This is a genomic window from Acetatifactor muris (genome assembly GCF_024623325.1).
Classification (GTDB): Bacteria; Bacillota; Clostridia; order Lachnospirales; family Lachnospiraceae; genus Acetatifactor; species Acetatifactor muris.
Genome location: NZ_JANJZD010000003.1, coordinates 203,095 through 218,308, shown reverse-complemented (window position 1 = coordinate 218,308; position 15,214 = coordinate 203,095). Strand labels below are relative to the sequence as shown.

The following is a 15,214-nucleotide window of genomic DNA, read 5'->3' as shown; positions in this document are numbered from 1 at the left end:
TAGGGTTCGGACTGTTTTGATGCGGGATGAACCGTAGAGATACCGACGCTCATCCGTTTTTGCCCGGAGAGCAGGAAAGACAATATTTAAGGAGGACGTTACCAATGTCAACAAAAGCGTATTACCCGATTTCGGAAATCGGCGCAGGAAAGCCCGGTTTCAGCAAGACACGTTCTATCATTGAGGGCGCTTTCTACGGCAACAATGTAGTAAAGGTGAATACCCTGAAAGAGGCATATGAGCTCGCAAAGAATTCTCCCGGAACCATTGTTACCGACATGCCGGTTCACCGTGCGGAGGAGATCGGTCTGGAGAAGGATGCAAAAGTACTGCTGTTCAATGACGGTGCTGTTACCGGCCGTTATGCACAGGCACGTCGTATTAAGGGAGAGCCCGGTGTAGATGCCGCCAAGCTTGACAAGGTAGTTATGGATGCCATTTACAAGACCCGCTGGCAGACTCTGTATCATGTAGAGTGCTACATCGGCCTGGATCCTGAATTCATGGCAAAAGCACATCTGCTGATTCCCGAAGGGGAAGAGAATATCATGTACAACTGGATGCTGAACTTCCAGTATATGTCTGATACTTATATAAAGATGTATAAAGAGTCTCAGCCTATCGGCGGAGGCAAGGAGCCGGATATCTATATCTTCTCCAATCCGCAGTGGGCGCCTACTCCCAGCCCTGACGTTGACTACAGCTGCCTGAGTGACGATCTGACTCTGTGCTATTTTGACACGGATCAGAACTGTGCCGCTATTCTGGGCATGAAATATTTCGGTGAGCACAAGAAGGGTACTCTTACCATGGCATGGGCTATGGCCAACAGAAACGGCTATGCTTCCTGCCACGGCGGACAGAAGGAATATCTGCTTGCAGACGGCAGCAAGTTTGTTGCCTCCGTTTACGGCCTGTCCGGCTCCGGAAAGTCCACACTGACTCATGCAAAGCACAACGGCAAGTATGAGATCAAGGTGCTTCATGATGATGCTTTCATCATCAATACTGATACCTGTGCATCTGTGGCTCTGGAACCCACTTATTTTGACAAGACAGCTGACTATCCCACAGGCTGCCCTGACAACACATTCCTGCTTACCGCACAGAACTGTTCTGCCACCCTGGATGAGGACGGAAAGGTTCAGCTGGTTACCGAGGATATCAGGAACGGCAACGGCCGTGCCATCAAGTCCAAACTGTGGAGCCCTAACCGCGTGGACAAGATTGACGCTCCCGTAAATGCCATCTTCTGGATCATGAAGGATCCCACCATTCCGCCTGTAGTGAAGCTGAAAGGTGCTGCCCTGGCATCTGTTATGGGCGCTACTCTGGCTACCAAGACTTCCACCGCAGAGCGTGTGGCAGCAGGCACCGATATGAACGCGCTTCGTATCGTTCCTTACGCTAACCCGTTCAGAACCTATCCTCTGGTAAATGACTATGAGAAGTTCAAGAAACTGGTGGATGAGAAGAACGTTGACTGCTACATTATCAACACAGGTGATTTCATGGGCAAGAAGGTGAAACCTGCAGATACTCTGGGCATCCTGGAGACCATTGTGGAGAAGAGAGCAAGCTTCAAGCAGTGGGGACCTTTTGAGGATATCGAGATCATGGATTGGGAAGGCTTTACACCGAACCTGGGCGACGCAGAGTATGTAAAGGCTCTTCAGGGCGCCATGCAGAACCGTGTGGATGCAGTGGAAGGCTTCGCTACCAAGAAGGAAGGCTATGACAAGCTGCCCGACGAGGCTCTTGCAGCGTTGAAGAAGATCGTGGATGAAGCTGCCAGCCTGTAAGAAGATTCATAAGACAAAATAAATCACGGCCCGCTTTGCAGAAAATGTGAAGCGGGTCGTGTTTTTTTGCTTCAATTATGATGCCGATGCCATTCGCCTCGATATTCACAGGGGAATTCGGATTCTAAAAAAGTGTAGTTTTTGAGAATGTAGAAATGGTATTAAAACTTTGACTATTGTAATATAAAGCAGGTAAAAAATCAAGGGATATTCGTTTATTTTTCCCAATAATTTTACCCCCTTTTTACTGTCTCAAAAACTACGCTTTTTGGTAAAAATTTGAGAAACGAAAGAGAAGGAGGAGAAGACATGGGCCTGTTTGATACAAAACCGATGCAGACAGACAATATTTCACCGGAGGTGGCAGACTGTGACAGACAGCTGGCGGCTTTGAACCAGAGAAGGGAGGAGGTCATCCGCCGGATAGGGCTGCTCTATGTGGAAAGCAATGATGCGAAAGCGGCGGCCGGCACTCCTTATGAGGAGTTTCTGAAGGAGATAGAGAAACTGGCACTGGAGACCGTGACACTGGAGAAGAGAAAGCTGGCGGTACAGGGACTTCGCAAGTGTGAAAAATGCGGGAATGTACTGGTGCTTGACAGCGCTTTCTGTAATAAATGCGGTCAGAAGCTGGAACCGCTGTTTACACCGACTGCGGACAATCCCCGGATCTGTGCAAAATGCGGGACCGCTTATGCGGAGGGAGCCGTATTCTGCATCGGCTGCGGAAATAAGCTGGAGCAGGAGCCTGTTTAAAGTATTTCCGGAAAACAAATGGATATGAGGAGGAACGAAAAGTGAGTGCATTGGGTAATATAATATGGTTTATATTTGGAGGCTGGTGGAATTTTCTGCTGTATGGATTTCTGGGGCTTCTGTTCAGTATAACAATTATCGGTATACCAATAGGAAAGGCTCTGTTTCAGTATGCGAAGCTGATGGTATTTCCCTTCGGAAAAGTCATCATTAAGGAGACGGAGCTTAAGGGAAAGGAAAACGTGGCGGGAATACGCCGTGTGGGCGGCGTGATTGCCAATCTGCTCTGGCTTCCTGTGGGTATCGCTCTGTTCATCGGGAATATTCTCCTGGCAGTGGGTACGGCTCTTACAATTATCGGGATACCGGTGGCCATAGTGCTTGTCAGAAGCGCTACGTTTCTGATCTGGCCTGTGGGGGCAAAGGTGATTACCAAGGAACAGGCAGAGATACTTCGAATGGAAAAGTCCATGATGAAGGTAGCGGGTACAGCCATGGCAGTGAATCAGATGATGTCGCAGCAGACAGTTCAGGCGCAGCCGGGATACAGCGTCCATTCTGCAGGGCAGATTCCGCAGTATGCAGGAAATCCTGAGTCGTTTGGCTCACAGACGGCAGATATTCCCGGGAGCGCCGCACAGTCCGGGGCCGCTTCCGGAACGGGATACACACTGGAGAGCATTGTGGAGAAGAGCGAACGGGCTGTAAATGGTCTGAGAGAAAAGGTTCTGCAGAATGATACCATGGCAAATCTGATGCCCTATCTGGATTATGCGGCTCTGGGGCTTCTTGCTCTGAATGTGATAGGCGGACTCTTTTTTGGAGCGATGAGGTGGGGGATTGTCGCATTTGTTCTGGGGTTGCTGCTGCTTGCTGTAACGGGTCTGGAAATCATTAAGGGGAACCGGCTGATGGTGTTGATTCTTCTGGGGGTCATGATTGTGCCCAGGCTGCTCCGGCTGATTGGAGTCGGAGGGATGGTCCAGAGGGTGGTGTATTCCGGCGGTACCTTTTTCATGTTGGCTCTCAGCTTTATCTTCACCTTGTTTTTGATTGCAGTTCTTGTCTGGTACATAATTGTCTTCGTAAGAGGGAAGGAACCAGTGGTTGTATTTACGACGAATTCCAACGCGCAGCAGCCCTCTGCCGGAGGAAGTTCAGTCAATTCTTCTGCTGCCCGGGGAACCGGGACTATGAAGGCTGCGGCCGGAGCCGGAAGCTCTGCTGCAGATGCCGGGATAGCTGCCGGAATGCAGACAAATGCAGTGAGCATACGTTTCTGCAGTCAATGCGGCACAGAATATTCTGTGGGAGCGCGGTTCTGTCCCAAGTGCGGTGCAAGGATACCGGAATAGAAGGAGGCCGTATATGTACTGTAAAAAATGCGGCACAAATCTCCCGGAGGGCGCGGCTTTCTGCATGAAATGCGGGGAGGCCGTGACCGGCATTCCTCATAGTGAAAGCGGTAAGACCCACAAAACGGCAGCGCGCGGCAAAGGGATTCTGATGATTGGTACAGGTGTGGCCGCGCTGGGAGTTCTCGCCGTGTCGGTGCTTTTTCTGATAAAAGGAAAAGACAGCGACAGCGGAAAGATTCCCGGGGAGGAAACAGGAATACAGAGTGTGGCATCTTCTCAGGAAGATGCCTCTTTGCGGTCAGATTTAGGTGGGTCAAATGGGGAGCCTTCGGAAGGATATGCTTCGGAGGAAGAAGTCCCGGAGGTACATGTCAGGGATATTGCCGCCGATTTGGCTGAGGAGCGGGAACGGCAGATAGAGTCTCTGTATGAGCAGAAGATTCTGCTGAGAGAGGCAGTGCGCTCTGCGGTGGCGGATTTCATGGAGGGTACCTCCTTCGTGGCTGTGGCGCCCAGGGAGCAGTTCTCCGTCCAGGAGGTTCTGATCGATGAGGTTACGGGGAATCCCATTCTGTCAGAAGGCGTCAAAACCATGATTCAATCTGCTTCCCAGGGGAAATCTGTGGAAGATATCTGCCGGGATACTCTCGAAAGTGCCGGGGAGCAGATTCCGGATTACCTTTCCGGGATGGCGGAAGGGACCCTGCAGGATATGGTGACGGATGTCATCGGGGTGAATCTGTTCTCTGCGGTGGACTTTGTAAATCAATGGAAGAATGCGGACGATACGCCCACAGTGCTTCTGCAGAGCATTGTGGACAGGCAGAGGCGGGATGTGTACAGGCTGGGCCTCTTTCTCCAGCAGGAGGAAATGAATACGGCGGAAATCTATAAAATAGCACAGATTGTCTATTCTGTATCCATGCGGGAGATGGAGATCGGAGATATCGCTGGTCAGGGAAGCCGGGGGGCGGGTACCACCCATACGACACTGCGCTCGCTGGCAGGGCAGTATGCGGCTGTGGAAGCCCAGCTTCTCTTCTATACCCAGGTCCGGCTGCCGGAGCAGATACAGGAGCGGGAGGCCGACGGGGCAGATTCGGGTGCCGGAGGCCGGAAAATGCAGGGAATTCTGCAGGAATATGAGCCCCTGGCGCAGACGGAAGGGGGAAATATCTCTACCTGTTATGATGTGGAAGGATTTCAGGTGGCCCAGAAGAATACTTCTCAATCCGGTATGCTCAGCGAGGCCGTGTTCGGGAAATGGCTGGGGGGGAGTTTCAAGGAAAGCGGGCAGTTGGTAGAGGACCAGGTACAGGAGGAACGCAGCGCGCTCTGCAATCTGCTGACGGATTATCTGGAGGAAGCCTGGGCAGCTGTCTCCGTGGCCCGGGGACAGTTTATGGAGAAATATATGCTTTTGAGCAGCATGGCAGATCAGTCGGGCGACGGACTTTACTTTGTGGATTTATATCTGGAGGATGTTTCCCGGGAGGAAGAGCTGCGGGAAGCGGCGGAAGCGTATCTGGATGCCTACACAAAATATGCCTTTGATCTGGAATGTGCATATACATTATATGATTGCTTTCTCTCGAATGCCCAGGCCGGCTTTCTGGCGGAACTGGCGACGGAGCGGGAGCAGACGGCCTCTGTTCTGGGAGCCTTTGAGGAAAGAGAGGGCTATAGCCAGGAGGAGAGGGCACAGCGGTGGAATCTGTATGTAAGCAGCTATGCAAAGGCTGTGGATTACATTGAAGAAAGAGGGGCGTCTCTGGGGACGACTCCGGCCTTCCACAGCAACGGCAGTATGACGGTGTACGGGGAGGGGACTCTTCTGAACTATACGAAAGAATATACCGCGGAATCAGAGACCATTCTGATTGTGGAGAGAGGAATCGGATACCCGCATAATGGTCTGTCGGATCAGAGATATTATTATGATACCCGGGGAAACCTGATGTTTATCAGGATAGGAGAGAATACCGTGACCTGCCTGGATGGGGAGATCGTGACTTACAATTATGAGGGGGGCCTGAACAATGCCCAGGTGTGGGTGAACTGGGCAGAAAAGGCGTATAAGCGATTTCATACGGCTGCTCAGCCATAATTGTTATCATATAGGAAAGTTTGCCCTATATGATAAAACCCGCCGGGAGGATGCGCACGCAAACGCAGGGGTAGTTTGTTGCTTACGCGACGCGTTTGCGGCGCAGAATCCCGTGAACGGGATTCTTATTTAAAGTATGCGTGGCTGAATATATGGAGGAGGAGAGAGGATGTATTGTGAAAAATGCGGAACGGAAATAAAAGAGGGATCGGCCTTCTGTCCCAAATGCGGCACAAGGCAGAGAATGCCCCAGGGGACGGCGCCGGGTGTACAGGCCGGTCCTCCGGTGAAAAAATCCGGGCCCTCCGGAGGGATGATAGCAGGGATTGTGGCCGCAGTGGTGGCGGTGATTGCCGTCATAGTGGCTGTGGTACTGTTTTTCGTCCTGGGAAGGGAAGAGCTTCCCGCACAGCAGAGCGGGGATTCGACACAGGAAGCATCCCGGGGTACTGATGACACGGAAGCGCAGGATACGGAAGAGCAGACGGAAGAAGCAGTGGAAGTCCCTTTATATGCAATAGAAGATGTGCCCTCTGTTGATCTCAGTGTGACAAATTATACGCCGGGGACGAAACAGGCCGGCATGGAATGGGATAACTCTCTCTTCTATTGGCTGGAGGACGCGGATACCCTCTCTCCGGAGGATGGGAATATCGCGCGCTGCAGGCTGACCAAAACGTTGCTTCGGGATGCCCGGACCGGAGAGCTGATTCAATATGAGATTTACAGCGATCCGGACAGTGGGGCTGTGTATAAGATCGTTTCAGTGGAAGGAACAGAAGGAGGGTTAAAGCTGACCGACTGGTATTATCTGGATGGGCAGCCCAACTTTGTGTTCCAGAGGGAGGATTCCGTCTATACGCCTACATATGCTACCATCGACAAGGTGGGGGAACGGTACTATTTCAACAATGATGTGATGGTGAAATGGCGTATGATCCGGGTGCCGAAGGAAGTAGGAGAGTATACGCTGGCTCCCAGTGACACCTGGTATTCTCAGGGGGATTATTATGCGGAAAGCGACGAGCTCAGACAGGTATACGATGAGACGGAGATGCGGATGCTCAACGAGGCTCGCAATACCTATGATGCCGTCCTGAGCGGAGGAAATATCGGCAGGGTGCAGGGATATGTCAGGGATACCACGGGCAGCGGGCTTGCCGGCAGGAAGATAAAAATATATCGTTCTGAGGATAACGTTCTGCTGTACGAGACGATTACGGATGACAGCGGATTATTTTCTGTGTTCGTGTATCTGGATGACACCGACTGCTATCTGAAAACAGAGGCGGACGGGCAGTATAAGGAAATGGTGATACAGGGAGTCAGACTGATTCCTGCCTCACTTACCTATGCATGCGATATGACCTTACATAAGGAAGGCGGGGACGAATATCCTGTGACCCTTCGGGTATATCCAGCGGCGGATATCCGGGACGACGGAGAAGGAAATGCGACAGGGGACCTGTTGCAGACAGCCAGCGCCGTGATAAGGGAAGGTGCCGGGAACTACAAAGGAGACATTCTCCGCACCGTGGAGACACAGAACGGAGAGCTGACCACAAATCTGCCCTCGGGAGTCTATACCATACAGGTACAGACAGATGGATATCCGGATGCCTATAGGGAAATTGAGGTATGGGAGGAAGCGGCAGCCTGTGATGTCTATGTGATGCCCGGTCTGGCGGAAGGACAGACAGGAATTCTCCTGACCTGGGAGGGCGAGGCGGATCTGGACCTGACTCTGTTCACCCCCTGGCAGGCGGCGGAAGGCGATATGGCCCATATCGGCGGCAACGTCAGTGGGGACGACCATGGAAATCTTCTGGTGGCTGACAATAAGCGCAGATGCGAGGTAATGTATGTCAATACCGCAGAAGTCGGAAGCTACAAGCTGTATGTGAACAACTATACCGACAGCCTGGCGGGGAATTATGCCTCCGACCTGCTGTCCGGGCTCCATGTCCGCATTTATCTCTACGACAGCGACGGCTTTGTGGCGGAATACACCATTCCCCTGGGACAGAAGGGCGTTGTCTGGGAGGTGGCGGAAATCAACGGGAAGAATGTCACTCCGGCCCAGAGAGTCTATGCGGAGATCACAGGGAAGAAGTGGTGGACGGAGGACAAGGAGAAAGCGGTGGTGCGGACGAAGATGACTGTGCACGAAGATGGAGGCGGCTCCTGCGAATATTCGGAGTATGACGAGAAAGGGAAGATTGTCCTCAGTGAATATTATCAGGGGACGACGGAGCGAAGCGGAGAGCCGGAGCGGGCATATACCTACGTATACGAGTATGATGAGTATGGAAATGTAAAGAGCAGGATAACGTATAAGGAGGATGGAACGCCTTTTGACAAAAGAGAATATGAGTATAACTATGTAAATGGCAGAATATCTGAATGTGATGAATTCTATTATCCTTGGTGGGAAGAAGGAAGCCAGTGGGGTGTTTCGACATCCGGTGTTTTTAAGGAATATGATGAAACAGGGAGAATTATTTTAGAAAGTGCTCATATGAGTATGTCTGGGACATTGTATTTCTACGGTGAGACAGAGGAGTATATCAGCAGGAAAATTTCAGAGGAGATGAATGTATTCTCTGATGTGAAGATTTGTGACAAAAGTGGCAGACTGCTTCGTGTGGAGGCCGTTGATGAAAACAGAAACAGAACACTTTCAGAACGATATACTTACGATGATGCCGGCAGAGTAATCAAGTATGAGAGTTATCGGGGTGATACCTATATTTGGGAATATGTTTATAACGCAGACGGACAGCTGGAGAGAACTTACCAGAGACTAGGAGAAGGGGAAGAATTGTATTCCCAAAGGGCCTACTATTATGATGAACATGGTTACCTTGTCAGGGAAGCGTATGCAGATCAGCATGGATCATATGATGTTATTGAGTACCACTATGATGAGAGAGGACGGTGTATCAGAGAAGAGACCCTTGCTCTTGACTGGCTGCACGAAAATCCTTCAGAATGGCAGGACAGGTTCTGGAATAAACCTGACATATTTGACATACTTGCCCAGGATACGGGAGGATTTCTTGAGTATCTGCCAGACACAAAGAGGGTCGAATATACCTATTATTGAGCACAGTTTTGTAAAAAGGCAACGCAGCTTCATCACAGCATAATATCTTTCAGTACAAAGGAGGAACAGGAGAATGTTTTGTCCGAAATGCGGAAATAAGATAGGAGAAGGCGCACGATTCTGTGGCAAATGTGGGAATCCGGTACCGGAGAGTCCAGGAGGGCAGACGGGTGCCGGAGAGACGATACGGCAGGAGAAAAAGTCAGGCGGAAAGACGCTGCAGCCGGGAAAGAAGCAGCCGGTGACAGCGGGGATTGCCGTGGCGGTCATTGTGACCGCTGTGGTTCTCCTGCTGGTGTTCACCGGCGTCCTGGGCGGTCCTTCCATAAGGGAGCAGTGGGGCGCGGATTATCCTGAACTGGTGAAGCTGCTGGAGGACCAGGGAATCACCAGGATGAATGAAGTCAAAAACGTAAAGGAATTGAATCTGGAAAACGATATTTTGGGTAATGATTTGAGCATTCTGGCAGAGTTTCAGAATCTGGAGAAGGTGAATCTGAGCAGCAGTTCTGCGGGAGACTTCAGTGTCCTTCTGACACTGCCCAAACTGCGGGATCTGGACATTCGTTATTGCGGGGGAATAAGTGATGAAGTTCTGTATGAGATGACACAGCTGGAAGGGCTTGGAATTTCGACAGAGTGCGAAGACTTAAATGACCTGGCACTGGTATTTGAACTGCCGAATCTGAAGAAACTTCGCCTGGGTGGGTATCGAATGACGGATATCAGCGCACTCGTCCGGCTGCCGGAATTGGAAGAATTTGCACTTGAAGGCGGTTCGGTCAGGGATATCAGTGTTCTCAGTAGCCTGAAGAATCTGAAAGATCTTCAGTTAAGGCGATGCGGGGAGATAGAGAATCTGAGGATAGTATCCGAAATCGAAAGTCTGGAGAAGCTTGATATCAGTTATACACAGATAACAGATATACGGTTTCTTGCATCACTTGAGAATCTGGAGTCTCTCTGTCTGGAAGGATGTTGGAATATCGAAAATATTGATGTGTTATCGGAATTGGAGAATCTGAAGGAACTGTCATTTCAAGCTGGGGAGGTGAGAAGCCTGCAGCCCCTGGAGGATTTGAAAAAGATGGAGATTCTGACCATCGAAGATATTGCCGACCTGAGCAATCTGCGTATATTGGCTCAAATGAAGAACCTGAGCAGTCTCACTTTGGGAACCAGCGATGAGCTTAACAATGGAGAAAAAATAGAGATTGATTGGGCAGTGCTGTCTGAATTGAAAAATATAACGAAATTGCATCTCGACTTTAACGGCGGAACAGTTGAAACTTTTGAAGGATTATCCGGGCTGTCCGGGCTGGAACATCTTGCGCTGGGGCATGGTTATTTAGGGGATATGGGCTGTATTGCAGGATTGAAGAATCTGAAGTCTTTTAGAGTGCAGGATGCTATTGTGAAGTCTTTCAGTGACTGTTCCGGCCTGCCGGATCTGAGAGAAATATATCTGAACACATATGAGCTGAATGACTTTAGTGAACTGACCAGACTGAATAATCTGGAGGTTCTTACAATAAAGGATGACGATATGACGGATCTGAGTTTTCTGTTCGGATTACGGAAGCTGCGTGAACTCAACCTGGAGAGTGACGGTGTAAAGGACCTGACGCCGTTGTCAAAGCTGCAGGAGCTGGAAGTGCTGAGGCTGTCCGGAGAAGAACTCGATGATCTGAATCCATTGTCCGGGCTGTCGAATCTGCGGAAACTTACTCTGACAGGAAACGGGATAGTAAATCTGGAGCCTCTGGCAGAAATAAAAAGCCTGAAAGAACTTACGCTGTATTTTTGTGCGGAAGTCGAGGAACTGGGATCACTGTCGGAACTTGAAAATTTAAGGGAACTTGAATTGCGTTACTGCGATAACATCAGTGACCTGGAGCCGCTGGCGGGACTGACGGATTTAAAAGTACTTATACTGTATCAGTCCAGGGGAGTTCATGATCTGAATCCTCTGTCCGGACTCAAGAATCTGGAGATACTGGATTTGGGAGGATGTTCTGTTGAGGATCTGCGTCCGTTATCCGGGCTGAAAAATCTGAAGTGGATTGCTGTGCCGAATGACAATATGGATACCGGTGTTCTTCCTAAAGGAGTAGACATTCAATGGTATTGATGGTATTTTGCTGAAAAAGCAGTGAATTTGCTTGACATTCGCTTTAAAGTATACTATAGTTATCTGAAAAAGAGGCCTTTTGTGAGTGAGAATGACGATGGGTTGGGTTCTGTTATATTCAGTCAAGGATGAGCTTTTCTTTCCCGCTGACCTCCACCAGATCTTATGAGGGCAGGTTGCCTGAGACTGCGGTGGTCTGTAGTGTTTTAAGGAGGTGCGGGAAAAAGCTTAAATTTTTTATTATCATCATTAACGTTAATGGGTCATGAAACGGTGCACAAACGCACGGAAAAGATGCTTATACAAAAAGGAGGATGTGCGATGAGGAAAATAACATTTATCGGAGCAGGAAGTTTTGGCTTCACAAGAAGCCTGGTCAGGGATGTCCTGACCTTTGACGCGTTTCGCGATGTGGAGATCCGGCTGATGGACATTGACAGTACCCGTCTGGCCTACAGCGAGCGGGCTGTCAGAAAGATCATCGAAAAGGGGAACTATCCTGCGACGGTGAAGGCAACTTTAAACCGCGCGGAAGCGCTGGAGGGCGCGGACGGCGTCGTGATCACCATTCTGTCGGGCGGTCCGGATATTTTCCGAAATGACATTGAGATACCGAAAAAGTATGGAGTCGATATCTGTGTGGGGGACACCCGCGGGCCGTCCGGAATCTTTCGGTTTCTGCGTACTGCGCCGGCTATGCTGGAGATCTGCCGGGATATTGAGAAGTACTGTCCGGATGCGGTAGTTCTCAATTATACCAATCCTATGGCCATGCTCTGCAGGTATATCCAGTCAGAGACAAAGGTTCATATGACCGGTCTCTGCCACAGTGTGCAGGGCACGGCGCAGATGCTGGCGCAGTGGATCGGCGCGCCGATGGAGGAAGTTACCTATACCTGCGCGGGCATCAATCATCAGGCGTTTTATCTGGAGTATAAATGGAACGGCAGGGATGCTTATCCGCTTATTCGGGAAGCGGTGAAGCAGCCCGAGATATACAATAAGGAGCAGGTGCGCAATGAGATGTTTCTGGGACTTGACTATTATGTGACCGAGTCCTCAGGCCATAATTCCGAATACAACGCCTGGTTCCGGAAACGTCCGGATCTGCTTGAGAAGTACTGTACCCATGGCACCAACTGGAATCCCGGGAAACATGCGTTTATTCTGAACGAATATTTTGAGCGGGAAGCGGATGGCAAATGGATGAAGGATATCGAAGAATGGCTGGAAAAGGACGATTTCGATCTTGCCCGGGGCGGAGAATATGCGGCATGTATTTTCAACGCGGTGTTCGGGGATCATACACCTTATGAGTTTAACGCGAATCTGCGTAACTTCGGCCTGATTGACAATCTGCCGCAGGGATGCTGTGTGGAGGTGCCTGCGCTTGCTTCCAGGGCAGGAGTCCGTCCGTTCCGCGTCGGCAGTCTGCCCGACCAGCTGGCGGTATTGATCAATACCAGCGCGCGCTGCGAGGAGCTGGCTGTGGAGGGCTGTATGGAAGGGGACAGGAGGAAGATTTTCCACGCCGTTCTGTTCGACCCGCTGACGTCCGCGGTACTTTCCATTGCAGAGACGAAGCAGATGGTGGATGAAATGTTTGAAGCGGGAAAGGACTATCTGGCATATTTTAAATAAGTGGAAAGATGTTCCGCACAGGCGGGGCATCCGGCGTTTCGGCCTGAAGGCTGAGGAAGAGTAAAGATGGTGGATGAGATGGAGAAAGACTGTTTATTCCCGCAGGCGGGAGGTTTCCTGCACGGCGGAGATTATAATCCGGACCAGTGGCTGGACCGGCCGGATATTCTGAAAGAAGATATCCGGCTGATGAAGCTGGCCGGCGTTAACTGTGTGACCCTGGGAGTCTTTTCCTGGGTGATGTATGAACCGGTGGAAGGAGAGTTCTCCTTCCGCTGGCTGGAAGAGATTATGGACCGGCTGTATGCGGAGGGAATCTATGTGATCCTGTCTACACCTTCGGCGGCACATCCCGCATGGCTGGACGCAGCCTATCCGACGGTGAGGATGGTAAGGGCTGACGGCGAACGCAACCGCCACGGAGGACGGGGCAACAGTTGCTGGTCCTCTCCCATATACCGGGAAAAAGTCGGGATCATTGACCGAAAGCTGGCGAGCCGCTTCGGTTCCCATCCCGGTCTGCTGCTCTGGCATATTTCCAACGAGGTAGGAGGCGAATGCTTCTGTCCTCTGTGCGGGAAAAGGTTCCGGGAATATCTGTCGAGACGGTTCGACCATGACATTAAGAAGCTGAATCAGGCGTGGTGGACTCCCTTCTGGGGGCACTGTTACAGTGATTTTACGCAGGTTGAGCCGCCCTTTTCCAACGGGGAGACCAGCATTCCCGGCCTGCTTGTGGAATGGAAACGTTTCACCACGTGGAATATCATGGATTTCCTCAAAACGGAGATCCGGATTTTTAAGGAGCTGACACCGCAGATTCCGGTTACCATGAACTTTATGTCCTTCTCCCAGAAGCTGGATTACAGGCAGGCGGCGAAAGAACTGTCCATGGTTTCCTGGGACAGCTATCCTGCCTTTCATAATGACTGGGAGACGCTGTATGACACCATGGGGAAGAATGCCTTCTATCATGCGCTGATCCGTTCTCTGAAGCCGGAGAAGCCTTATCTGCTGATGGAATGTACGCCCAGTGTGGTGCATGGGATGCCGTATAACAAGCAGAAGCGTCCGGGGGTCCACCGTCTGGCCTGCCTGCAGGCCATTGCCTGCGGCTCTGACTCGGTTCTGTATTTCCAGTGGAGGAAGAACCGGGGAGGCTGTGAGCAGCATCACGGCGCGGTGGTGGATCATCTGGGGACAGACGACACGCGGACATTCCGGGAAGTGAGCGAAGTGGGCTCGATGCTGCACCGCATTTCGGCAGCCACCGGAAGCATGACGGGCGCCGAAGTCGCGCTGCTTTTGGACTGGGATAACCGCTGGGCGCTGAATGAAGGGCAGCTGGCGAGCCGGCAGACGAAGAATTATGAGAAGACCTGTATGACAATCTGGAAGGAGTTCTTCCGGCACGGCGTAGAGATGAACGTGGTGTCCACGGAAGCCGACCTGTCCGGATACCGGGTGGTGGTGGCGCCGATGATGTACATGCTGCGGCCGGGGACGGCTGCCAATCTGAAAGAGTTTGTGGAGAATGGCGGTCTGCTGCTTGCCACTTATCTGACCGGTTACGTGGATGAACATCAGCTTTGCTATATGGGCGGATTCCCGGGAGACGGTCTGTCTGAGCTTTTTGGTGTGATCAGCGAGGAACTGGACACGCTGTATCCGTCAGACCACAACCGCATCCGTTTTGCGGACGGAACCGAATGGGCGGTTTCCGATTACGCGGAGGTCCTGCGTGTGGGAAGTGCGGAGGTGTTGGGCGTATACGCGGAGGATTACTATCAGGACGGCGCTGCCGTCACCTGCAATCCGTACGGTAAAGGAAAGGCCTGGTATGTGGCGGCCAGGGTGGCGCCCGCGCAGATGTGGACATTGTTTGAGAAGATGCTGGAAGAGGCGGGATTGCCGGTGAAGAGCCTGCCGGAGGGCGTGGAATACCATCAGAGGCGCGGGGAAAAGGAGACTTACGACTTCTATCTGAACTGGACCACGCAGACCCGGGATGTGCCGGCGGCGGAAGGCGAGGATCTCCTGACGGGACGGCCGGTGCCGGAGAATACGCTCAGGCTGGAACCCTATGGTGCGGCTGTGATACGCAGGGCCGTGCCGGAAGGATAAATCCGGCGGGAGACTCTGCCGATGACCACCCGGAGGACGATTTCAGAAAATTACATTTTATGGCAATCGGCGGCAGCAGAAAACTGCCGCCGATTGCTGTGTGAATGATATAACCGGGACGTTACAGTCTGGACGGAGGCTGTCCCATGGGAGAAAAGTGCATTTATCACGGGAAAATGCCACAGGAAA

At 51.4% G+C, this 15,214-nt stretch carries 8 protein-coding genes; all 8 read left to right on the top strand.

Features of this window, described 5'->3' with window-relative positions; genetic code table 11:
• The first annotated feature begins 104 nt into the window (after positions 1 to 104).
• The 8 genes from NSB25_RS04220 (at position 105) to NSB25_RS04185 (ending at position 15,025) form a co-directional block, all read left to right on the top strand.
• A complete protein-coding gene (locus tag NSB25_RS04220; protein ID WP_103238072.1) occupies positions 105 to 1,802 on the top strand; it encodes a phosphoenolpyruvate carboxykinase (ATP) in 1,698 nt (565 codons plus the stop codon).
• Between the two features lie 309 nt (positions 1,803 to 2,111).
• A complete protein-coding gene (locus NSB25_RS04215; protein ID WP_103238073.1) occupies positions 2,112 to 2,558 on the top strand; it encodes a zinc ribbon domain-containing protein in 447 nt (148 codons plus the stop codon).
• A gap of 41 nt (positions 2,559 to 2,599) precedes the next feature.
• Positions 2,600 to 3,913 (top strand): YccF domain-containing protein, encoded by a 1,314-nt coding sequence (locus NSB25_RS04210; protein ID WP_103238074.1) that lies wholly within the window; start codon positions 2,600 to 2,602, stop codon positions 3,911 to 3,913.
• 13 nt (positions 3,914 to 3,926) lie between these two features.
• The gene (locus NSB25_RS04205; protein ID WP_103238075.1) at positions 3,927 to 6,023 is read left to right on the top strand and encodes a zinc ribbon domain-containing protein; all 2,097 of its coding nucleotides are present in this window, start codon (positions 3,927 to 3,929) and stop codon (positions 6,021 to 6,023) included.
• Positions 6,024 to 6,192: 169 nt separating this feature from the next.
• Complete coding sequence (locus tag NSB25_RS04200) at positions 6,193 to 9,129, top strand: zinc-ribbon domain-containing protein (protein WP_103238076.1); 2,937 nt, start codon at positions 6,193 to 6,195, stop codon at positions 9,127 to 9,129.
• A 73-nt stretch (positions 9,130 to 9,202) separates the two neighbouring features.
• On the top strand, positions 9,203 to 11,260 hold the full coding sequence (locus NSB25_RS04195) for a leucine-rich repeat domain-containing protein (protein ID WP_103238232.1): 2,058 nt from the start codon (positions 9,203 to 9,205) through the stop codon (positions 11,258 to 11,260).
• A gap of 321 nt (positions 11,261 to 11,581) precedes the next feature.
• A complete protein-coding gene (melA, locus tag NSB25_RS04190) occupies positions 11,582 to 12,901 on the top strand; it encodes an alpha-galactosidase (RefSeq protein ID WP_103238077.1) in 1,320 nt (439 codons plus the stop codon).
• A 66-nt stretch (positions 12,902 to 12,967) separates the two neighbouring features.
• Positions 12,968 to 15,025 (top strand): beta-galactosidase, encoded by a 2,058-nt coding sequence (locus NSB25_RS04185; RefSeq protein WP_242982283.1) that lies wholly within the window; start codon positions 12,968 to 12,970, stop codon positions 15,023 to 15,025.
• Positions 15,026 to 15,214: the final 189 nt, after the last annotated feature.